This is a genomic window from Enterococcus sp. VV15, assembly GCF_005236045.1.
Lineage (GTDB): Bacteria > Bacillota > Bacilli > Lactobacillales > Enterococcaceae > Enterococcus_B > Enterococcus_B durans.
This window is the reverse complement of the sequence record NZ_QPTY01000005.1, coordinates 91,959-113,545: the sequence shown is the minus strand read 5'-3', so window position 1 is coordinate 113,545 and position 21,587 is coordinate 91,959. Positions and strand designations below refer to the sequence as shown.

Here is a 21,587-nt window from a genome sequence, read left to right as displayed (position 1 = left end):
TTTTTCGTAAATATCTTCCTCACCGACTTCAATTTTTTCTAGTTCTTTGATCGCAATCAACGCTAATTTGAAATTTTTCATTTCTAATAGGTGGATAGCAATTTTTGTGTCAGCATGCTTCCTATTGATTTTTTGATATCATTTTAGCACTGGCAAAGCTTAGGTAAGATTTCCATGACTATCTTTGTGCAAAGGAAAGCATCGAACAACAGATTCAAGCAATCAATAGTATGGATAATACGATTGCGCAAGATGCTAAATCCTTTGGGTTTAACTAAATACGGAAAGTCAGTACGAAGCTGCTGGCGTTTTTTTATATAGGTTGAAGAAATCAGGAAGGAGAGAACAGGTGAAAACAATCAGTCAGACAAAACAGATGCCCAAAATGTTGTAAATAACCAACAGAAATCCGATTTAAAAGCGTATAAAAATTTGTATGAAGATTTCATTTTACCACTATCATGGAAAATCGACCAAGAGAGGATCATTCATCTATGACGATGCCTAACTGGTTATGGGGTGTATTGATGAGCATAGCAGGTATTGTTGCTATAGGTGCAGGGGTGCTTTTAGGCAAAAAATATGCTGGTTTAGGGGAGGAAACGGTGAAAACAACCATCAATATCAGTCTGCATATCGAAAATCATGAATTGGATTTGCGGATCCCAAATCAAGTTACACTGGCGCGATTAAAAGCATTGTTAGAGCCAATTTTACGAGAAAAACGACTTTTACAGTATGAGGACTTTGAATTAGTCATTGAGAATAAAAAGATAGTAGTAAATGACCAGCAACCATTAGCAGATTATCCATTAAGCGATGGCGATTGTTTTAGAGTGTCATTTCGCTGATCTAATCAGGAAAGAGCGGAGGAAGGTTATTCATGGAGAAGATATCCAATGGAAGTAGTGAAATTGAATGGGAACAAGTAAAAGATCAGTTATCTATTACGTTAGCACCGAATCAATTTGGTCTTATACAAATGAAAACGAGTGAAGCATTATTTGTCCAACAGGGGGTACTTCTAGCAGGGAAAATCCAAGTTTTGGAAGAGGAAAAAGTGGTCATTACCTATGAAATTCCTGCTACGGCAGTTCGTTTAAGCCAACTCACTGATCTTGGTGAAGTGAAACGATTAGAGATTGCTCAAAACATTGGGGATGACCAGTTGATCTTACATGTGTATACAAAATTATATGATGCAACGAAAAATAGTACGATGTCTGGAGCGAAGAAGCAGAAACAGTTGGAAGAATACCAAAAAGCAATTGATACTTACACGGCAAAAGTGGGCGGTGAAAAGAAATGATGTCGACGAATGAAACCACACACTCTTACCCTACAACACCTAATTTTGATGACCAAGTTATCTCAAAAGAAGCCGTTCTCTATGATGTGTTTGTTTTTGGGGATACCTTTCACCATTTTGAAATGGGACCTACGAATGCTGTTTTGCAGTTTGAAGGGATAATGATTGAATTAACGCACGAGAATTTATTTTTCAATCAACAGAAATGGGAAACGCCAATGATTCGGTACAATGGAGAGCGATTTTTTGCGGTTCCTCATGAATCCTTGAATGTGTTCACTACCAATCTTCCTTACGATAAACTGATCATATCTGAAAATAAAGACAGTGATATTGCTTTTCCGACTACAGCTTTTGCGATTATCGGGCCGAAAATGAAAAACAGTCCATCGAAGGAAGAAGATTTTTATCTTTCTTTGTCTGTAGAGCAAGAATGCGTTTATTTGAATGAACAGCCTGTATTCAATGGAACATATACGTTGAAAGTTGGGGATCGCTTAATTATCGGTGGTATAGCGATGGAGTATCGACCAAAGCAATTGAAATTAACTGAAATTTATCAACAAGTGATATTGAATCCTTGGAAGTTACTGCCACAATCCTTTGAGCCAGAAGTACCAATAAATTTTCCTGATTTTCGACGCAGTCCAAGAATCTTGTTACAACAACCAACAGAAAAAATAGTCATTCAACTGCCAGAAAGTTTAATGGATACAGGAAAAAGCGATATCATCCGCACGATTTTACCTCCTTTAGGTATGTTGGTGATCAGTGGTGCGACTAGTTTATTAAGCGGTGGCAATCCTTTGATGATGGTTGGGATGGGCAGTGCGAGTTTATTGACAGCAGCTTTATCTGTTGCTTCTTACTTTACCAATAAGAAAGATTTTGCCCATAAGAAAGTAGAACGAGAAGAGGATTATCAAAGCTATCTATTAGAAAAGACAGCAGAATTAGAACGGCTAGCCCAAAAGCAACAACAAACATTCGACTATCACTTTCCTGATCTAGAAAAACTTTCACAGTTAGTCACTAACTATAGTCCCAGAATTTATGAGAAGACCGTGAATAATGCAGATTACTTGGAATTTTCATTGGGAACAGGGGATTTGACTTCTTCTTATGAAGTCGCTTTTGATGATGAACAAGCAAAAGATCCCTTAGTGTTATTTGCCAAAGAACATATCATTGAACCTTATTCTGTCGCCAAGCAAGCTCCAATCAGCACTAATCTTCAAAAACAAACATTGGGCTTGGTAGGCACTTACCCTGTTTTACGAACAGCGGTTTCCAGTATCTTATTTCAACTTGCAAGTTTTCATTCCTATCATGATTTGGAATTTATTGCCTTACTTTCCGAAGAACTGTACGACAAAGACTGGAAAAAATGGCGGTGGTTGCCACACTTTCAAATCCATAGTTTGAATCTTAGAGGGCTGATCCATAACGCGCAAAGTCGGGATATGGTTTTGAATAGTTTTTATCAGCTGATGAATAAACGGAAACAGGCGCTGAGAGAAGCTGGGAGTAATAATAAGATCCAGTTTTCACCGCATTTTGTTTTTATCATTTTAGATGATAGTTGGTTAGCAGGCCACGGATTGAATGGATTTTTAGCAGAAGATGTGAGTGACTACGGCGTAACAGTTATCTGGGGCAAAAAAGCAGAAGCCATGTTGCCGGAAACTGTTACGACATTTGTGAAGTATACCTCTAACGAAAGTGGTCAATTGGTAAATGAAAAAAATGTCTATCTTGTCAAAGACTTTAAACCTTATCGTTTATCAGAAAAATATCCATTAGATCAAGCTATTCGTCGTTTGGCGAATTTACATCATGTAGAAGTCGAAAAAAATGCAATTCCTGAATCTGTCGGTTTTTTGGAAATGTATCAAGTGAAAGAAGTGGAAGAACTTCAAGCCTCCACCCGATGGCAGTCAGCTAATACCGCAAAATCCTTGGCAGTGCCACTAGGATATCGCGGAAAAGATGATTTAGTGTCACTTAATTTACACGAGCGTGCCCATGGTCCACATGGATTAGTGGCAGGAACGACTGGATCAGGAAAATCGGAAATCGTACAAAGTTATGTATTAAGTCTTGCCATTAATTTTGCGCCAGAGGATGTAGGATTCTTGCCGATTGACTTTAAAGGTGGTGGGATGGCGAACCTATTTGTTAATTTACCCCATTTACTTGGTTCTATTACCAACTTAGACGGTGCCGGCTCTGCTCGGGCCCTAGCAAGTATTCGGGCAGAATTACAAAAACGCCAACGTTATTTTGGAAAATATGGGGTCAATCATATCAATGGCTATACGAAACTCTATAAAGCAGGAAAAGAAATTTATGATTCAGAAGAGAAAAAGAAATACCCTAGTGAATCATTGCCACACTTGTTCTTGATATCAGATGAATTTGCCGAATTAAAAGTAAACGAACCAGAATTTATGGCCGAACTGGTTTCAACTGCTCGGATTGGTCGTTCCTTAGGCGTTCATTTGATTTTAGCTACACAAAAACCAAGTGGCGTAGTAGACGATCAGATTTGGTCGAATTCACGGTTCAAATTAGCATTAAAAGTTCAAGATGCTAGTGATTCCAATGAAATTTTAAAAAACCCGGATGCTGCCAATATTACTTTGCCAGGACGTGCTTATTTACAAGTCGGGAACAATGAAATCTATGAACTTTTTCAATCCGCTTGGAGTGGTGCAACGTATGATCCTGAATCGGTAAATGAAGAAAAAGTAGATGAACGTATCTGGAAAATCAACGATTTGGGACAATATGAATTATTGACGACTGATTTGTCTGAGGATGAAGAAGTTGGTGTTGCGCAAGATGAAGAACAACAGACGGAACTAGAAGCGATTGTAGATTATTTAGCAACAGTGGCAAAAAAAAACACAGGCAACTTTACCAGAAAAACTATGGTTACCACCTTTAGAAACTGAAATTTGTACGCCACCGATTTCCCGAGAAAAAGAGTGGCAAGGGACTCGGGAACTGACTGTACCTTTTGCTTTTATGGATATTCCTTCACGACAAGCACAAGAAACGTTCACTTTTGATTTTAACGAATTTAGCCATACTGCTATTTATGGCAGTGCTGGTTTTGGAAAATCTGTCGCCCTCCAAACGTTTGTGATGAATCTCGTGCGAAAGAACACACCAGAACAGCTTCATGTTTATCTGTTCGACTTTGGGACTAATGGGTTATTGCCGTTAAAAGATCTGCCTCATGTAGCAGACCTTGTTCATCTGGAAGAAAACGAGAAATTAGTGAAATGTGTCAAAAAGATTCGGCAAGAACTGACAAAACGAAAAGATGAATTTTTTTTATATGGTGTTTCTAGTCTTTCTCAATACGAATCAAAATCTGGCAACTCTTTACCAGTTGAAATCATTGTATTAGACAGCTACGACCCACTACGGGAAAGTCCTTTAGAAGAAACGGTAGAAAGTGCGCTGAACCAATTGTTACGAGAAGGTGCAAGCTTGGGCATGTATCTGGTAGCAACCGCTTTAAGAGCAGATTCTTTCAAAATCAGCATGACTAGCAATATTCCAACACGACTTGCCTTGTACCTAGTTGAAGATAATGCTGTAAAAGATATTATCGGTCGTGATGCCTTGATCCCACAAGAAATCACCGGTCGCATTCAAGTGAAGCTAGATGAACCAATCGTGATGCAAGTCTATTTGCCAACAGAAGGAAGCAACGATATTGAACGTCTGACCAACTTAGAAGCTGAAATCAGGGAAATGGACCAAGTATGGTCAGGTGATAGACCGGCGAAGATCCCGATGGCACCCAAACGATTGACGGCTAAAGAGTTTTATTCCTACCTTGAAGTTGAAAAGCACTTGTCAGAAGGAAATCTACCATTTGGTATGAGTTTAGAAACAACTGAAATTGTCGCCTTTTCTCCAGTGGAGGATGGCTATTGTGTCATTGCTAATGATACGCCATCACAGACAGAATTTTTGAATCGAACCATCATAGAAGGATTCAAAGTACTCCAACAACAGTACTATCGTCTTGTCTTTGATTATGGAAATCAGTATGAGACTACTACTGCTTTTGATCAGATCGTTTCTGACAATGAATACAATCAAACAGCCCTTGAGTTATCAGGAGAAATCGACAATCGACTGGAAAATAACGCAGCACCCAGAGAAAAAATGCTGGTGTATATCCCAGAAGTAGTGCCATTTTCCGAGAAGAGTCTGTTGTTTGAAGACCAAGTGAAAAAAATGTTGAAAAATGGTCCTAAAGTGGGTATTTATTTTATTTTCCAATCACCAAAAAGCAAGTTAGATATTGCATTTGATGACGTTAGTAAAATGTTACGAAATAATCCACCGACAGGCCTAGTGGGCTCACGTTTAACGGATCAAGAATATATCAAAGTAAAGTCTAATTTTAGTGAACCAGAACTAGAGTATGACCAGCATAATTTTTATGCCCGACGTAAGGCAGAACGAATCAAATTAATCAGTGAGTGGTGAGACAAATTTCTATATGTGAATAGATTAAATACTAAAATAATCGTAAGGGCGAAATCGACTGCTTTTTTGAATGCTGTAGATCATTTTTGCTTTCTGGTAGCAGATAAATGAATTCTTCAAATTGTACATTTAAGTTTTCAAGCAGGTTTAAAAACTTTGTTAGATCAATCTCCGATTCTTGTATGACAAAGCGATAATATTGGGATTCAGACACCTCATTGTTTCGAACATATTCTTTACTGAACTCTTTTTTTCATCTCTAATTTTGCTAAAAGTTACTCTTAGATTTTCATACATAAAAAACACCCCCATATTTGCGAGTTAATCGTACAGGAAATCATGAAAACTTTAGAATCATTCCTCAAAGGGGATAATTTATATGGTAGGGGTTATTTCAGTTACACCTGGGCAGTTAAAACAACAAGCACAAGTCTATCTTCGCGCAAAAGAAGGCATCGAACAATAGATTCAAGCGGTCAATAGTATGAATAATGCGATTGCGCAAGAATGGAAAGGTCATCTTTTCGATCCTACTTGGAACAATACAATCAATTAAGCTGACCGGTGAAAAAATTTGAAGAGTTACTGGTCTTTATCTTTTAACTGATGCAATTGATCAACTATAAAGGACTCAAAGACTTCTTGCTCATGAATTTAATGGAAAGCATGCTGATGTGTTTGACAGATATTAGGAAGAGAAAGCAAATATCGACTACTAACTTATCCAGAGATTGGTGAAAAAATAGATAGTTAGAGGTTTAATAAAAACGATTTAAAAGCTGAGAGTATTGCCCGAATTAGGTAGAAAAGTAAAAAACAACTATGTATAGAATTTTGGAGGAGGAACATTATGAAAAAAGTGATCACAGCGGGATTACAGAACCTTTGATTGATAAGAGTCACAATGCTGAGGTAACGATGTTGTATGATCAAGCTCAAATGGACTGGGTTATACAGACCCTAGATTTTGAAACATACGTCCAAGATCCTTCGAAGTGGACCAAGCAGCAGAAAATAAAGTTGGAACAGGTAAATGAGGGAACTTGGGATAGTGAGAATCCCACGGGAATCACCTGATAGTGTAGCTAGAAAAGCGACACAAAAAATCTAAACAAGAATGTCAGTGACAAAAGCCATAAATATCGACACTCCTATCAGCTGTGGTTAGTGCAAAAAATTGCGGGATTTTCTAATTCTGGTGAATATCTATTGAATAAATGTAAAAAGGAGATATAAAATGAGTGAAAAGAAGATCCAACGAAAATGGGCATTATTTTTAGCAATTTTAGTAACTATATTATCTATTAGTCAATTGATGAAAGACAAACTAGATATATCAGACCCTTATGATCAAGGGCAGCTCTCAGCACTAATCGCAATTCCTGGATTATTCTATTACCTTGCTTTTAAAAAGAAAAAAGGAAAATGATATGAGGGTGTAAATGTCCATCCTGATTGAATCAATTTTATAGCTACTAGTTAGCTAAGTGTAAGATTTTTGTCAAGATGTCGGAAATCTTGCGCTTTTTTTAATTTTGAAGAGCTCACACGGTGTGTATAAGCTGTAAATACATATCTATCGTGATTTAGAAAAGGAACAGTGTTTATATGGGCAATAGATCATTAACAGATAGTTTAATCTCAAAAAATTCAAGGAGCGTATGAAAAATAGCTTGAATAATTGTCCGAATCTATTTCCAAGCTATCAAAATATGAAAATAGAAAAAGAGTTTGATTTCTTCAAGGGTAAAAAATTAAAGGTAAGTTAATAAGCACTATCTATTTCCAACCAGTGCCTACCGTAAAAATAACCAAAGAAAAAAATTTTTGGTAGATAAAAAATAAAACGCGACTTAAAAACATATATTAAAGTGTATAGCAATGCTTTTATCTATAAAGAGGTGAAAAAAGTGAAAAATAAAAAACAAACAAAGATCGTCATCTTAGTTGTAGTGATAGTAGTAGCCGTACTCGGAACGATAGGAGTGAAAAAAATGAACGAACCAACAGAAAAAGAAAAACAGATTGCTTTTTTGAAGGCACATGAAGAAGAAATGACAGAGTATGTAAAATCTCAGAATTCAAAAATTGTTACTGTTCAATATGATTGGGATAGTGTTGATGAAGTAATTGTTGGAAATGGACTTCCAAAAGGAGCAGGAAGAAAAATACAAATTCTTGGTTTCGTAAACAATCATTCAAATTTAGATTTTCGAATGGATGTATCCGTAGATAAAAATAGCATACCTATTATGTCAACATTACATTTTGGACAATCAATAAATTTATAAGGAGAACATCGTGGCTGATTTAGAAAATCAGTATAATATATATGCAGATATAGCTCAAGGTTCATATAAAGGTAGAGATGATAACTTTCCTTATGAGGAATTAAGCCCTAGTAAAAGAAACAGATTAGATAAAGGTGAATCGGTTAAATTCAATTTTCCCCACGCAAAAGACGCTTATGGAAATGATGCAAGCACCATCTATCTCCAACCCGATCCTATCGTAAAAACAATCAAAGGAAAAAACTTTTTGGGCAGAGAAAAAGAATATCAAAAAGGACTTTTAACAGACGAAAAAGCAGGATATAACTCTTATTTTGTGACAGATACACCTACTTTAAATGAAAAGACGAAGCATACGTATTTTGCAACCCGAGGAAGCGATGCAATTTCTTTGCATACTTTAAATGATTGGGTAGAAAATAATGGTTCGTTTACCTTATTCAATTCGTATATTCCACAAGCAAAACTTGCTACAAAAGCGATGCACCAAAAAATAACAGAAATGACTACTAAAGCACCTAACGCCACCGTGGCTGTTACTGGACATTCTTTAGGAACGATGGTGTCCATTCAAGCAGTTGCGAACCTTCCAGAAAAGGATATTGCCAAAATCGATAAGGTTGTTTTATTCCAAGGTCCTGATGCACGCAAAAGCGTGAATAGAATGTCTGAACAAGCACAAAAGAATATCCAACAATTAGAAGAACAAGGGAAAATCGACTACTATGTGAACGCCTTTGATATTGTTTCAGTGTTGAACCGAAACAAAAAAGGAGTAGATGAAATCGGAAATGTGCATTATTTATTACCAAAATCATTTACTACAATATTTGATACAGAGGATAAGAATGGTTCAAGTCACGATTTTGGACAATATCAGTTAAATCCTGATGGTGTGCCCAAAGAAGCAAATGTAAACGAACATGCGTATATTTTTGCAGCAGGTATCAAGGTCTCTAAACTTATTGATAAATATTTGGTATTGATCGTAAGGAATACAAAGGTGAATATTACTTCAGGTAATTTATTAGCCACACTGATGGGTGGTGGTGTACTTTATTTAAAATTTCAAAAAGAGTATGAAGCGATTATTAGTGAAGCTAAGATTGCTAGCCAATGGCAAGAAAGAGTGACAAGTATACAAAAAAGTTTATCCACTGCATCAGGCAATAAGAAGATTGAACTACGTGCGGATCTTGCACGTGCAGTAGCTCAAAAGGCAAAGAATATTGGTGAAGAATATGAGAATCTAACAAAAAATGTCTTACAAGAAACTGAAGAAGAAATCGATGCTCTAGCTAGGGAAATAAAGGAAAGCGCAATGTCTATTCGTCAATACTTATCCTATGCAGAAGTACAAGAAATGATCGCACCTTATGAAAAAAGCCGCTTATGGGACAACGGACAAGTAGCAAGTGATCATAATCAAGTAAAAAAATATAAAGAGAAAATGATTGATTTTAGTGAAAAACTAATAACAGTGGCTAAAAATATACAGGACTATGATGGACAAGCTGGAAATGTATCGTTCAAAAAATAAGAATGAAAGGTTGTTTTTCTAATGGAAGATAAAGCGGCTAAAGCATTTCAAGAAGAATTAGAACGAGAACAAAAAGCACGAGAAAGGGTGGCCATTCAAGCAGTCATTACAGCTAAAAAAATGCGAATTGGCACAATGAAACAGAGCTCGATGAGAAGAGTTGAAGAAATTTCAGAAGCAATGTTTCAACAAACCAATAGTGTCCTACCTAATGCATTAAAAGGGGTGTTACAGGGGAAAAGTGCAGAATCAGCAGATAAATATTTAAAAGAATATAAGAAACCAGCTTTAAAAACGCCAGTGAAAGAAGGTTGATTTATTGATGGAGAAAAAACAACACAGACAGCAAGAGTTAGAAGAACAATATGATGAAGAAGTACAAAGAATTAGGCAACAGCAAAAAAAGTTAAATGAACAATTCATCCATTTTAGAAGAGAGACAGGTCGATTAGTGGAGAAAGTCATGCATTTCACCAAAAATGATTCATGGAACAACCGACGATTTTATCAAGTCATGGAACAAAACAATCGTGTGATTCGCCAAGCGAAAAATCATTATATGCAACAATTGGAAGAGAAAGCACGAGAATTGACCAAACACCACCAAGAAGAATTAGAAAAATTTCAAGAATAGAAAAAGCGCACTCTTACATAGAAATAGTTGAAATAAAGAAGCATTGTATCGTAAGGATAATAATCAAAAAGGTCTTGATAACCACGCACGGCTCAAGTTGCCAATAGCTCTAATAAACGTCCATTGAGTCAAAGATCATATCCAGCCTTGTTTCTCCGCAAAGTTAATGGCTTCGATTCGCGAACTGGTTGCTGTTTTAAAATCTTAGATAAAAATATAGGAAAAAACAAAAAATATTTTTTGTTATTTTAAACCAGAAAAAGGGATTAGTTTTGATTTCCAATTAAAAGCAGGACCAGCGATAACCAGAAATGCGATCGCGTTATTGAAAGTGTTGGATTACCCTGATAAATTAGTCAAAAATGCGAAAGAAGAAGCTACTTTCTTTGATCATAATCGCACGTGGCGTGTATTGGAGAAAAAATGAGATAAAAAGGAACAACGGGATGACTTCATCTTTTATATCTAAATAAGTAGCGGGAATAGAAATAGCTCCTCTGAAATAAGTTGAAATGAGGTCGAGACAAAAGTCGTTTAGGTTTGAGAATTTGGAGAGAAAAGAGGCTGGGATAGAAGTAAGAAACGCTTCTGTCTCATACTTTAAAAACGAATAAACGGTGGGAGTAGAAGCAACTCCTTCTTAAATAAGCCGAAATTCACAAAAATTTGAACAGCAATTTTCGTGAATTTCTTCTTATTTCTCGGAGTTAAACGCTTCTCTCCCAGCCTCTTTTTTGAAATTTCCGAAAAACCTGACTTTTGGACTTTCGTTTATTCGAGAGTCTGTAGTAAAATTGATTTTTAGATTTATTCCACATTCTCTTTTTTTGGTCTTTTCCACGGATGAAAAAGGAGATTCCGTGGTACAATAGAGAATCAGTTGAACAAAGGAGATCATTAGAAAAATGGCAAATGCTCTTGAAATAAATGGATTAAAAAAAATATATGCAACAGGGGTCGAGGCGTTACGTGGGATCGACTTGACTGTTGAGGCGGGTGATTTTTATGCGTTGTTAGGCCCAAATGGTGCAGGAAAATCAACGACGATCGGTATCATTACGTCTCTAGTCAATAAAACTTCGGGTAAGGTAAAAGTATTTGGGTACGATCTGGATACTGATTTGGTTCGAGCGAAGCAACAGATTGGCTTAGTTCCACAAGAATTCAATTTCAATCCTTTTGAGACGGTACAACAAATCGTAGTGAACCAAGCAGGTTATTATGGGGTTTCACGCCAAGAAGCGCTAAAACGCAGTGAAAAGTACCTAAAACAATCAAATTTGTGGGAAAAGCGAAATGTGCGGGCACGGATGCTTTCTGGCGGGATGAAGCGCCGGTTGATGATTGCTAGGGCACTGATGCACGAACCTAGATTGCTGATTTTAGATGAACCTACTGCGGGTGTAGATATAGAATTGAGACGGGAAATGTGGGAGTTTTTACGTGAATTGAATGAAAGTGGCACAACGATCATTTTGACGACCCATTATTTAGAAGAAGCAGAAATGCTGTGTCGAAACATTGGGATCATCCAATCAGGTGAGTTGATTGAAAATACAAATATGAAATCCTTACTCTCCAAGTTACAGTTTGAAACGTTTATCTTTGATTTGGCACCATATGAGCAAATACCGACGCTTACAGGCTATAATTACTCGTTTGAAGATGAACGGACAATTGCGGTGGAAGTCGAACGTGATCAAGGCGTCAATGGCATCTTCGATCAGTTCAGTCAACAAGGTGTCAAAGTTCTTTCGATGCGGAATAAGTCGAATCGTTTGGAAGAATTATTCTTGAAAATCACGGAAGAAAATGGTCATGTGGAGGAAAAAAATGTTTAGTCTTTATTTTACAGCTTTAAAAAGTTTAGCTATAAAAGAAACCAATCGTTATTTACGTATTTGGGTCCAAACTTTAGTCCCACCTGTTATTACTACGTCCCTTTATTTTGTTATTTTTGGTAAAATGATCGGCGGGCGTATCGGGGATATGGGAGGATTTTCTTATATGCAGTTTATCGTACCTGGACTGATAATGATGTCAGCAATCACTAGCTCTTATGCGAATGTTTCATCGTCCTTCTTCTCGCAGAAGTTCCAAAAAAATATTGAAGAGATCTTGGTTGCTCCAGTGCCTACACATGTGATTATCTGGGGCTTCGTCATTGGTGGATTAGGACGTAGTGTACTGGTAGGATCGTTGGTAACGGTAGTGTCGCTCTTTTTTGTTCCACTACATGTCCATTCGTGGGTGATCATCATCGTGACCTTGTTGATGACGGCGATTTTATTTTCTCTTGCTGGGTTGATCAATGGGATCTTTGCCCAATCCTATGATGATGTATCGATTGTACCGACATTTGTTTTACAACCTTTGACATATTTAGGTGGAGTATTTTATTCGATTTCAATGTTGCCACCTGTTTGGCAAGCTATTTCAAAAGTCAATCCAATCGTGTACATGATATCTGGATTCCGTTATGGTTTTCTTGGGACAAAGGATGTACCGATCGGCGTTTCTCTTACGATTTTAGTCTTGTTTATTATCATCCTATATTCAGCTTGCTGGTATTTGATCAATAAAGGACGCGGGTTGAGAAGCTAATCATTGCTAGAAAGAGGCAGAAGTGCTTAACTTCAAGATATACGAAGAAAGTTACAGAAATTATTTTTGAATTTTTGTGAATATTGACTTATTTTTTGAAGAAGTTGTTTTTGCTTTCACCATTGAGGTGAGAGGTCGAGACAAAAGTCGTTTAGGTTTGAGAAATTGGAGAGAAAAAACGAACAATACTTTTTTGTATTGCTCGTTTTTTTTTTTTTGAAATTTCCGAAAAACCTGACTTTTGGACGCCGTTTATTCGAGGGTCTGTAGCAAAACTGATTTTTAGATTTGTCCTGCACTCTTTTTGTCAAATGTTAAGTTAGAGTTGCTCAAGGATCATTGTTTGTATTAAAATAGAAAATTAAAAAGGAGTGGATGGGAATGAGCCTTGTATTTCGGGAAACAACAGTAGAAGATTTGCCAGCTGTGATGAAAATCATTAATGATGCGAAGGCGTTGTTAGCGGCTGCCGGCAGTCCACAGTGGCAAAATGGCTACCCTAATGAAGAAACGATCAAAAATGATATTGAAGAGGGGATTTCTTATATTCTTCTAGTCGATGGAGTGGTGGCTGGAACACTGGCATTGCAACGGACACCAGACAAAAACTACCAAGAAATCTTTGAAGGAACATGGGAAAATGAAGCAGATCCATATACAACGATCCACCGTATTGCCCTGTCGGAAGAATTTCGTGGGCAAAAATTGGCGTATCGCTTGATTGAATTTGCAGAAGCCGAAACGAAAAAACAAGGAATCCATCAAATTAGAGTGGATACACACAAAAAGAATAAAGGGATGCAGCGTATCATGGAGCATAGTGGGTTTGAGTTGCGAGGCATCGTTTATGTGAGTGACTATACAGATAATGAACGATTGGCTTATCAAAAGCTTGTTTGTTAAAGAAGTGAAGCGCTGATTTTGCTTCTTTTACATATAACTAGTATAATGACCATGTTTTTTAAAGATGAAGATTAATAAAGAGCCAGTAACGAAATGGAGTGTATGATGTGAAAGAAAATTTTTGGGCAGCGTTACCTAAGCCCTTTTTTATATTAGCCCCGATGGAAGATGTCACAGATGTGGTTTTTAGGCATGTTGTGAAAGAAGCAGGCGCACCTGATGTATTTTTTACTGAGTTTACGAATTCAGATAGTTTTTGTCATCCTGATGGTAAAGAAAGTGTTCGAGGCCGATTGACTTTTACAGAGGATGAACAGCCTATGGTAGCCCATATCTGGGGGGATAAGCCAAAATTCTTCAAAGAAATGAGTATCCAACTGGCTGAAATGGGATTTAAAGGAATCGACTTGAATATGGGGTGTCCTGTACCAAATGTCGCTGAACGAGGCAAAGGCAGTGGGTTGATCCTTCGTCCAGAAGTAGCGGCGGAATTGATCCAAGCTGCAAAGGCAGGGGGTCTACCAGTTAGTGTGAAAACACGGATTGGGTTTACGCAACAATCAGAATTAGATGATTGGATCAGCCATCTCTTGAAACAAGATATCGCAAATCTTTCTATCCACTTAAGAACAAGAAAAGAAATGAGTAAAGTAGTTGCCCATTGGGAGTTGATTCCAAGGGTTGTAGAGCTGAGGGATGCACTTGCACCGCAAACATTGATCACTATCAATGGGGATATTCAAGACCGACAAATGGGCTTGGAATTGGCAGAAAAATATGGAGTAGACGGCATTATGATCGGCCGTGGGATTTTCAAAAACCCATTTGCTTTTGAAAAAGAAGCGAGAGAACATTCGTCAGAAGAACTGATTGCACTACTCCGCCTACAATTAGATCTGCAAGATCAATATGCGCAGATCATTCCACGTTCGATCACAGGATTACACCGTTTCTTCAAAATCTATGTCAAAGGTTTTCCTGGTGCAAACGATCTGCGTGTTCAACTAATGGATACCAAAACAACAGATGAAGTGAGAGCAATACTGGACACATTTCAAGCGAACAAAAACAGATAAGGCTGAGATGAAATAATCAAGGCCAAAAATATAAGCCGAAATTCACGGAAATTGCTTTTTTAATTTCTGAGAATTTTGGCTTTTTGAAGAGGTTGTGCCAGTATAAAAAAGAGAATCGAAAAATGGTTGTAATACTAATCAAGTAGGCTAGGATACTCGTTCTTGTGGATGAATGAAACATGCCAAAAAACGCCTAAGAGATCAATCTAAATGAAAAATGAAGAAGCCACGAGAAATTCAGTTGGATTTCTTATGGCTTCTTTATTCTAAGGGGAGTCATTTCAAGTGATGTTATGGTTCCTCAGTCATTTTTCTGAATGCACTCGGTGTTTTGCTATAAATTGCTTCAAATTTTTTGTAAAAATTGGTACGGTTCTTTAGGCCTACCAATTCAATGATTGAACCAATTGAAAGAGTGGAGCTTTCAATCAAAAACTTAGCCTGCTTCATTCGTTGTTCTGTTAACAGGGTTGAAAAATTTTTATTTGTCTTTTGTTTGATGATATTGCTCAAGTAGTTTTTATTATAGCCAAGTTGTTTAGCTGCTTTTTCCAATGAGAGGGTGGCATAATCTTTTTCAATCAGTTTCAAGGTATCGATGACGACTTGATGGTTGGTCTTGTCTTTTTTTCTTCGTAGAAATCATAGGTACAGTTGCCAATCAATTCGGTAAACAGAATTGGGATGTACAAAGAAATGATTTCATTTGCGAAGACGGGTTCAGTAAAATATTTATTGATCATTTGATCTAGAATTATTTGGACATGCTCATTTTCGGAGCAACGAAAAATCAAATATTCTTTTCGTGAACGAGTTGCCATCGTCTGAGCTAAAAAATTAAAGAGTACACTATTTTTAACGTTTAAATTAGACAACCAATCAATATTGACTTTGTCATTTGGAAAAATAATATCGATGAGAATATCTTGTTCCCCATGTACTTCTAAGGAATGGGAAGAACCGCTATCAAGCAATAAAATCTCGCCTTGATTGATCACCTCACGTTTATTGTTGATATACTGAATTGATTTTCCTGAATAAACATAATTCAGTTCTAAAAAGTGATGACTGTGTTTTGGATAAGGCGCAAAACGTGGATGTTTACTTATATAGATATAATTATTTTTCAAGAAGTAATCTTTTAATAAAACCATGTCTTCTTTTGCGGTTTGAAAAGATGTTGAAGGAATATCCATTACGAATTTTTTTTATTTAATTGAGCTTCTTCCACTTACGTATGATGATATAAATAGTCTTCTACGATTTTATTCATATTAATACATCCCTGTAATTTTGATACATTTATTCTATACACACGATATTGAAAACGCAACCATTAATTCCGATAATAAGAATGTAAATAAATTTAAGGAGCGAGTGAACTATGAGTGGTCAAAGCGGTGGAGGAATAAAAGAGACCATTGCGGTTTCTTTAACGAACTATTTGGATTCTGGTTGTATCGTAGCAGGTGCAAGCGGATTGACCTTATGGACGGAGCATTTTGGTTTAAGTAGTTTTTCTGTTGGATTGTTGGGAGCCTTGAGTGCGAACGCTTTTGGTGCGGCGATTGGTGCATTGATTGGTGGACGGTTATCTGATAAGTATGGACGTAAATTCATCTACACCTACAACTTATTGGTTTATATAGTTGGCGCCCTATTTATTATCTTTGCGATGAATTTTCCAATGCTGTTGGCAGGATTTTTGATTATGGGGTTGTCTGTTGGTGCAGGAGTTCCGGCATCGTGGTCATATATTGCTGAAATGGCACACCCTGAATCTCGAGCACATAATATTGGAATTTCTCAACTAGCATGGTCATTAGGACCAGTAATTATTTTCACATTAGGAGTAATTTTAGCACCTTTGGGATTATTTGGTAGTCGTTTTATTGTTTGTTTCATTAGTTGTTGTTGCCATAATTGCTTGGGTTTTACAACGACAATTGGAAGAATCAAAAGATTGGGAAGAAGAAGATACACGCCAAGCAGCGACGGCGGAAAAGGCGCATCCATATAAAGAGCTTTTTTCAAATGTTGTGAACAGAAAATCACTCATGTTTTTAGTAGGTGTGTACCTATTTTGGAACTTAGTAGCAGGAGCGATGGGATTTTTCATGCCGTTTGTATATGAAACAGTTGGTGGTTTGACGAATTCACAAGCAAATATGCTACAGGCAGTACTTTGGATATTGACATCGCTTGCTTCTTATTTTGGCTTTGCGAAACTGGGAGACAAAGTAAATCAATGTAAGTTTTATTTTGTAGGCGCTTTAATGGCGGTGCTTTTATGGTCATTTTGACATTCGTCGGGATGTCTTGGGCAGGATTAGGCGCATTTGTTGTCCTCTGGGGTATCTCTGCAGGGATCGGTGCACAAGCATTCTATGCTTTGTGGGCATCAGAGTTATTTCCTACTAAATTCCGCGGTGGCGCACAAGGAATCATGTTTTTCTTAGTTCGCGGAAGTTGTGGTGTTTGGTCAATCATTTTCCCAATGATCTTAGCAAGTTTAGGTTTCACCATTGCTGGAACAGCTATGATCGGCTTACTGATCGTATCGCTAGTGATTGGAACGGTTTGGACACCGAAAACACAAGGTAAAACATTAGAACAAATTACGGAAGAACGATATGGCGACAGCGTTGAAGCAACAACACATCTGCCCCATGGACAAGAGGTAACGAAATGACAGACACATATATAGCAGTAGATATTGGTGCATCAAGTGGACGTTTGATGCTCTCAGAAAAAAATCCATTCAACAAAATTTCATTAGAAGAGATTCATCGTTTCAAAAATGGGTTTGCTGATAGTAATGGTACAGATTATTGGGATGCAGAACACTTGATTGAAGAGATTTTGATTGGTTTAGAAAAAGTGAAGAAGCGCGGTGTTGAAAAATGCTATGTGGGTATTGATACTTGGGGCGTTGATTACTGCTTGCTTGATGAGCAAGGAGAGGCAATAAGTCAACCTGTTAGTTATCGTGACAACCGAACAGAACAGGATATAGCAGAATTTGATGAATATTTTTCACTACAAATGCTGTATCAAGAGACAGGTATTCAACTACAACCATTCAATACAGTTTTCCAATTATTCAAAGAAAATCGTGAAAAATTAGCGCATGCCAAACAGTTAGTGTTGATGCCTGATTATTTAGGCTATGTCTTGACTGGACAGGCAGTATTGGAAAAAACGAACGCCTCCACGATGCAACTGATGAATTTACAAACACGACAACTTGATGAAGATGTATTGAACGCAATCGATGTCTCCAAAGAATTATTTCCGAATTTAGTGGAACCAGGAACCATTTTAGGGAAGATACGAAAAGAAAAATTTCCGACTTATGATCTTCCAGATGCTACATTCATTACAATTGCCTCTCACGATACAGCTTCAGCAGTTGTAGGCACACCGGGAAAGGGAGAAAATTGGGCATACATCAGTTCAGGTACATGGTCATTAATGGGCGTGGAAATCAACGAAGGTATCGCAACTTCGGAAGCATTTGAGGCAAACTTTACCAATGAGTGGGGAGTTCAAGGAACTATCCGTTTCTTGAAAAATATTATGGGAATGTGGCTGATTCAAGAAGTATCTAGAATGCTGGATTATCAGTATTCGTACCCTGAGTTAGCAGAGCTGGCAAGCCAGAAAGAAGCATTTGTTACATTGATCGATGTCAACGATCCGCGTTTTATGAATCCTAAAAATATGATTACGGAGATCCAAGGTTACTGTCGGGAAATGAATCAAAAGATACCCGAAACGCCTGGGGAACTGGCACGATGTATTTATGATAGTTTGGCACTGTGTTATGCGGTAGAACTTGAAAAATTGGAGAAAATCACGGGGCGCACGATCACACAACTACACATTGTGGGTGGAGGATCAAACAATGATTTCTTGAATCAATTAACTGCAGATGCTTGTGGAATCCCTGTTTTAGCAGGACCTGGAGAAGCAACAGCAATCGGTAATATCATCGTTCAAATGGTTGCGACAAAAGGTTTTGGAACGTTGGCGGAAGGTCGCGAAGGAATAAAAAAATCTTTCCCATTAAAACAATTCCAACCGCATATAGCAAATCAAATTGCCATTGAGAAATACCACGCACTAACAAAATTATTTGTATAAAAACGAAGAATCCGCGTTTTATTGAATAAATTTAAAAGACAAGGGAGCAGAAATAAAATGACAAAAACAGTAGAAGAACGTTATCAAGATGCAAAAGCTCATTATGCAGAAATTGGTGTTGACACAGAAGCTGCACTGAAAAAATTGCAAGATTTAAAAATCTCGATGCATTGCTGGCAAGGAGATGATGTCAAAGGATTCTTGAATCCTGATGGTGAATTAACTGGTGGGATCATGTCGACAGGAAATTATCCTGGTGCTGCCCATACGCCAGATCAATTACGACAAGATGTTGAAAAGGCTTTTTCATTGATTCCAGGAAGCCATAAATTAAACTTACATGCCATTTATTTAGATACAGATGAACCAGTAGACTTAGATGAAATCGAACCAAAACATTTTGCAAAATGGGCTAGTTGGGCGAATGAACAAGGTGTTGGTTTAGACTTCAACCCAACCTTTTTCTCTCACCCAATGATGAAAGATGGAATGACTTTGGCACATCCAGATAAAGAAGTCCGCGACTTTTGGATCGAACATGGTAAACGCAGCCGTAAAGTAGCTGAATATCTAGGAAAAGAAACTGGCCAAACATGTATCAATAATTTCTGGATGCCAGATGGTATGAAAGATAATCCAATCGATCGTTACACTCCACGTAAACGTATGATGGAATCACTAGATGAAATCTTTACAGAGGATTTGAATGAAGAATATACCCAAGAAGCTGTTGAAAGCAAACTATTTGGACTAGGTACAGAAGCTTATACTGTTGGTTCTCATGAATTCTACATGGGTTATGGGCTAACACGTAACAAATTGATCTGTTTAGATGCTGGTCATTTCCATCCAACTGAAGTGATCTCAAACAAATTGAGTTCATTGGCACTATTCTCTAAAGGAATCATGTTGCATGTCTCTCGTCCAGTTCGTTGGGACTCTGACCATGTTGTGATCATGGATGATGAATTGCAAGAAATCGGAAAAGAACTCGTTCGTAATGATCTTTTAGGAAAAACAAACATTGGCTTAGATTTCTTTGATGCAACTATCAACAGGATCGCTGCTTGGGTCGTGGGTACACGTAATACTCAAAAAGCCTTATTAAAAGCAATGTTAGAACCAACTGAAGACTTAAAAGCGATTGAATTGGATTTTGATTATACAAAACGAATAGTCTTGACAGAAGAATTAAAAGACTTTCCGTATGCAGATGTATGGAACTACTTCTGTGCATTAAACAATGTCCCTGTTGGTATGGATTGGTATGAAGAAGTCAAGAATTATGAAAAAGATGTCTTAGCACTACGTAACAAATAATGACAAGCATGAATTGGCGGGGAGTTTGTCCCCGCCTTGATAGATAAACATTTGGGGGAATTAACCGTGAAAAATATTTTAGAAGCACCTTTTGTCAAAGAAATGGTCGATGTTACCAGCAATCTCTACCGTCTGGGTTGGGATGAAAGAAATGGCGGCAATATATCCTATTTATTGGATGAAGCAGATGTTAGCGAGTACTTGGATACTAAAAAGGTAATACGAAATATTCCAATGGATTTTGATGGATCAGCCCTTAAAGGTGATTACTTTATCGTAACTGGTTCAGGTAAATATTTTAAAAATGTAGCACAAGATCCAGCGAATAATCTAGGGGTCTTACGAGTAGCTGACGACGGTCAAAGTGTGGATCTACTTTGGGGCTATACAGACGGTGGCGTACCTACAAGTGAATTACCTGCTCATTTGATGAGCCATATTGCTCGTCTAGAAGTTGATCCAGAAAACCGTATCGTCATGCAAGTCACTTATTAGCAATGACCTTCAGTCATGAGTTGACTTCTAAAGCAATTACACGAACACTTTGGGAAATGTGTACAGAGTGTATGGTTGTTTTCCCTGAAGGCGTTCAAGTATTGCCATGGTTGATTCCAGGTTCTAATGAAATTGGGGAAGCAACGGCAGAAAAAATGAAACAAGCACGTTTAGTCTTATGGTCATTCCATGGTGTTTACGGAGCTGGTCGTACGATGGATGAAACAATTGGTTTGATCGAAACTGCTGAAAAAGCAGCGCAAGTCCATACCTATGTGCAAGCACAAGGTGGTGTTCGTCAAACGATTAGTGATGAAAACTTTATTGCTTTAGCTAACCAATTTGGCATTACACCAAATCCAGAATTTTTTGAAGCTGGAGTGAAGAATGCATGATAAAAAAAGCGGTTCGAATGAAACTTTATCCTGGATTGAAAGAAGAGTATGTGAAGCGTCACAATGATTTATGGCCTGAGATGCGGGAAATGCTAAAAGAACATGGCGCGATAAGCTATTCTATTTTTTTGGATCCTGAAACTGATTTTCTTTTTGGTTATTTGGAAATTGAAGATGAGGAAAAATGGGCACAGACAGCGGACGCAGAAATTAATCGAAAATGGTGGGATTATATGGAAGATGTCATGGATACAAATCCAGATAATTCACCAGTAGCGGTTGATCTGGAACAAGTATTTGAATTATAAAAGAGACTGGCAACAGTTTCTTTTACCTCTTTATGTGAAAAAAAGTACAAT

The 21,587-nt window shown here is 37.4% G+C and carries 20 protein-coding genes and 3 pseudogenes; 21 read left to right on the top strand and 2 right to left on the bottom strand.

Features of this window, described 5'->3' with window-relative positions; translation table 11 throughout:
* Positions 1–494: 494 nt before the first annotated feature.
* From DVW83_RS03670 to DVW83_RS03605, 14 genes and pseudogenes are all read left to right on the top strand, one after another.
* Positions 495–851, top strand: a complete 357-nt coding sequence (locus DVW83_RS03670) for an EsaB/YukD family protein (RefSeq protein WP_224784417.1) — start codon at positions 495–497, stop codon at positions 849–851.
* Between the two features lie 32 nt (positions 852–883).
* A complete protein-coding gene (locus tag DVW83_RS16065; RefSeq protein ID WP_104662062.1) occupies positions 884–1,309 on the top strand; it encodes a hypothetical protein in 426 nt (141 codons plus the stop codon).
* A pseudogene (essC, locus tag DVW83_RS03660) lies at positions 1,309–5,824 on the top strand (type VII secretion protein EssC). Before DVW83_RS16065 ends, essC begins: the two are co-directional and overlap by 1 nt.
* Positions 5,825–6,646: 822 nt before the next feature.
* Positions 6,647–6,901: a hypothetical protein gene (locus DVW83_RS03655; RefSeq protein WP_104662061.1), complete on the top strand. Its 255-nt coding sequence runs from the start codon at positions 6,647–6,649 to the stop codon at positions 6,899–6,901.
* A gap of 160 nt (positions 6,902–7,061) precedes the next feature.
* Entirely contained in the window at positions 7,062–7,253 is a 192-nt protein-coding gene (locus DVW83_RS03650) for a hypothetical protein (protein ID WP_104662060.1), read from the top strand.
* Between the two features lie 481 nt (positions 7,254–7,734).
* On the top strand, positions 7,735–8,115 hold the full coding sequence (locus tag DVW83_RS03645) for a hypothetical protein (protein WP_104662059.1): 381 nt from the start codon (positions 7,735–7,737) through the stop codon (positions 8,113–8,115).
* A gap of 10 nt (positions 8,116–8,125) precedes the next feature.
* Entirely contained in the window at positions 8,126–9,655 is a 1,530-nt protein-coding gene (locus DVW83_RS03640) for a cutinase family protein (RefSeq protein WP_104662058.1), read from the top strand.
* Positions 9,656–9,676: 21 nt separating this feature from the next.
* Positions 9,677–9,970, top strand: a complete 294-nt coding sequence (locus DVW83_RS03635) for a hypothetical protein (RefSeq protein ID WP_104662057.1) — start codon at positions 9,677–9,679, stop codon at positions 9,968–9,970.
* Positions 9,971–9,977: 7 nt separating this feature from the next.
* The gene (locus tag DVW83_RS03630; RefSeq protein ID WP_104662056.1) at positions 9,978–10,289 is read left to right on the top strand and encodes a hypothetical protein; all 312 of its coding nucleotides are present in this window, start codon (positions 9,978–9,980) and stop codon (positions 10,287–10,289) included.
* A 256-nt stretch (positions 10,290–10,545) separates the two neighbouring features.
* Positions 10,546–10,716 (top strand): annotated as a pseudogene (locus tag DVW83_RS15375) (MutS-related protein); the annotation flags it as partial.
* A gap of 478 nt (positions 10,717–11,194) precedes the next feature.
* Positions 11,195–12,130 carry an ABC transporter ATP-binding protein gene (locus DVW83_RS03620; RefSeq protein WP_104662157.1) on the top strand — a complete coding sequence of 312 codons (936 nt, stop codon included), beginning with the start codon at positions 11,195–11,197 and terminating at the stop codon, positions 12,128–12,130.
* Entirely contained in the window at positions 12,123–12,893 is a 771-nt protein-coding gene (locus tag DVW83_RS03615) for an ABC transporter permease (protein WP_104662158.1), read from the top strand. Before DVW83_RS03620 ends, DVW83_RS03615 begins: the two co-directional genes overlap by 8 nt.
* Positions 12,894–13,274: 381 nt before the next feature.
* A complete protein-coding gene (locus DVW83_RS03610) occupies positions 13,275–13,796 on the top strand; it encodes a GNAT family N-acetyltransferase (protein ID WP_104660444.1) in 522 nt (173 codons plus the stop codon).
* A 107-nt stretch (positions 13,797–13,903) separates the two neighbouring features.
* A complete protein-coding gene (locus DVW83_RS03605; protein ID WP_104660443.1) occupies positions 13,904–14,872 on the top strand; it encodes a tRNA dihydrouridine synthase in 969 nt (322 codons plus the stop codon).
* A gap of 291 nt (positions 14,873–15,163) precedes the next feature.
* On the opposite strand, the gene DVW83_RS15025 is transcribed toward DVW83_RS03605, so the two are convergent.
* Positions 15,164–15,463 (bottom strand): helix-turn-helix domain-containing protein, encoded by a 300-nt coding sequence (locus DVW83_RS15025; protein ID WP_161569448.1) that lies wholly within the window; start codon positions 15,461–15,463, stop codon positions 15,164–15,166.
* Positions 15,460–16,026, bottom strand: a complete 567-nt coding sequence (locus DVW83_RS15020; protein ID WP_161569447.1) for an AraC family ligand binding domain-containing protein — start codon at positions 16,024–16,026, stop codon at positions 15,460–15,462. Before DVW83_RS15020 ends, DVW83_RS15025 begins: the two co-directional genes overlap by 4 nt.
* A 230-nt stretch (positions 16,027–16,256) precedes the next feature.
* Here DVW83_RS15020 and DVW83_RS15810 point away from each other — a divergent pair, with 230 nt between their 5' ends.
* From DVW83_RS15810 to rhaM, 7 genes and pseudogenes are all read left to right on the top strand, one after another.
* Complete coding sequence (locus tag DVW83_RS15810) at positions 16,257–16,892, top strand: MFS transporter (protein ID WP_258078938.1); 636 nt, start codon at positions 16,257–16,259, stop codon at positions 16,890–16,892.
* Positions 16,819–17,175 (top strand): hypothetical protein, encoded by a 357-nt coding sequence (locus tag DVW83_RS15805; RefSeq protein WP_258078939.1) that lies wholly within the window; start codon positions 16,819–16,821, stop codon positions 17,173–17,175. Before DVW83_RS15810 ends, DVW83_RS15805 begins: the two co-directional genes overlap by 74 nt.
* A complete protein-coding gene (locus tag DVW83_RS15800; protein ID WP_258078937.1) occupies positions 17,163–17,564 on the top strand; it encodes an MFS transporter in 402 nt (133 codons plus the stop codon). Before DVW83_RS15805 ends, DVW83_RS15800 begins: the two co-directional genes overlap by 13 nt.
* The gene (gene rhaB / locus DVW83_RS03590; RefSeq protein ID WP_104660442.1) at positions 17,561–19,018 is read left to right on the top strand and encodes a rhamnulokinase; all 1,458 of its coding nucleotides are present in this window, start codon (positions 17,561–17,563) and stop codon (positions 19,016–19,018) included. The genes DVW83_RS15800 and rhaB overlap by 4 nt, the downstream gene beginning before the upstream one ends.
* Positions 19,019–19,075: 57 nt before the next feature.
* A complete protein-coding gene (rhaA, locus tag DVW83_RS03585; protein ID WP_104660441.1) occupies positions 19,076–20,338 on the top strand; it encodes an L-rhamnose isomerase in 1,263 nt (420 codons plus the stop codon).
* A gap of 102 nt (positions 20,339–20,440) precedes the next feature.
* A pseudogene (rhaD, locus tag DVW83_RS03580) lies at positions 20,441–21,228 on the top strand (rhamnulose-1-phosphate aldolase).
* Complete coding sequence (gene rhaM / locus DVW83_RS03575) at positions 21,225–21,536, top strand: L-rhamnose mutarotase (RefSeq protein WP_104660440.1); 312 nt, start codon at positions 21,225–21,227, stop codon at positions 21,534–21,536. Before rhaD ends, rhaM begins: the two are co-directional and overlap by 4 nt.
* Positions 21,537–21,587 lie beyond the last annotated feature (51 nt).

Bases quoted from the DNA above. Each gene is read 5' to 3' on its own strand.
- DVW83_RS03670 (WP_224784417.1), top strand. From the start codon at position 495: ATGACGATGCCTAACTGGTTATGGGGTGTATTGATGAGCATAGCAGGT.
- DVW83_RS03655 (WP_104662061.1), top strand. From the start codon at position 6,647: ATGTATAGAATTTTGGAGGAGGAACATTATGAAAAAAGTGATCACAGC.
- DVW83_RS03610 (WP_104660444.1), top strand. From the start codon at position 13,275: ATGAGCCTTGTATTTCGGGAAACAACAGTAGAAGATTTGCCAGCTGTG.
- DVW83_RS03630 (WP_104662056.1), top strand. From the start codon at position 9,978: ATGGAGAAAAAACAACACAGACAGCAAGAGTTAGAAGAACAATATGAT.
- rhaA (WP_104660441.1), top strand. From the start codon at position 19,076: ATGACAAAAACAGTAGAAGAACGTTATCAAGATGCAAAAGCTCATTAT.
- rhaM (WP_104660440.1), top strand. From the start codon at position 21,225: ATGATAAAAAAAGCGGTTCGAATGAAACTTTATCCTGGATTGAAAGAA.
- DVW83_RS16065 (WP_104662062.1), top strand. From the start codon at position 884: ATGGAGAAGATATCCAATGGAAGTAGTGAAATTGAATGGGAACAAGTA.
- DVW83_RS03615 (WP_104662158.1), top strand. From the start codon at position 12,123: ATGTTTAGTCTTTATTTTACAGCTTTAAAAAGTTTAGCTATAAAAGAA.
- DVW83_RS15800 (WP_258078937.1), top strand. From the start codon at position 17,163: ATGGTCATTTTGACATTCGTCGGGATGTCTTGGGCAGGATTAGGCGCA.
- rhaB (WP_104660442.1), top strand. From the start codon at position 17,561: ATGACAGACACATATATAGCAGTAGATATTGGTGCATCAAGTGGACGT.
- DVW83_RS03620 (WP_104662157.1), top strand. From the start codon at position 11,195: ATGGCAAATGCTCTTGAAATAAATGGATTAAAAAAAATATATGCAACA.
- DVW83_RS03635 (WP_104662057.1), top strand. From the start codon at position 9,677: ATGGAAGATAAAGCGGCTAAAGCATTTCAAGAAGAATTAGAACGAGAA.
- DVW83_RS15020 (WP_161569447.1), bottom strand. From the start codon at position 16,026: ATGGTTTTATTAAAAGATTACTTCTTGAAAAATAATTATATCTATATA.
- DVW83_RS03650 (WP_104662060.1), top strand. From the start codon at position 7,062: ATGAGTGAAAAGAAGATCCAACGAAAATGGGCATTATTTTTAGCAATT.
- DVW83_RS15810 (WP_258078938.1), top strand. From the start codon at position 16,257: ATGAGTGGTCAAAGCGGTGGAGGAATAAAAGAGACCATTGCGGTTTCT.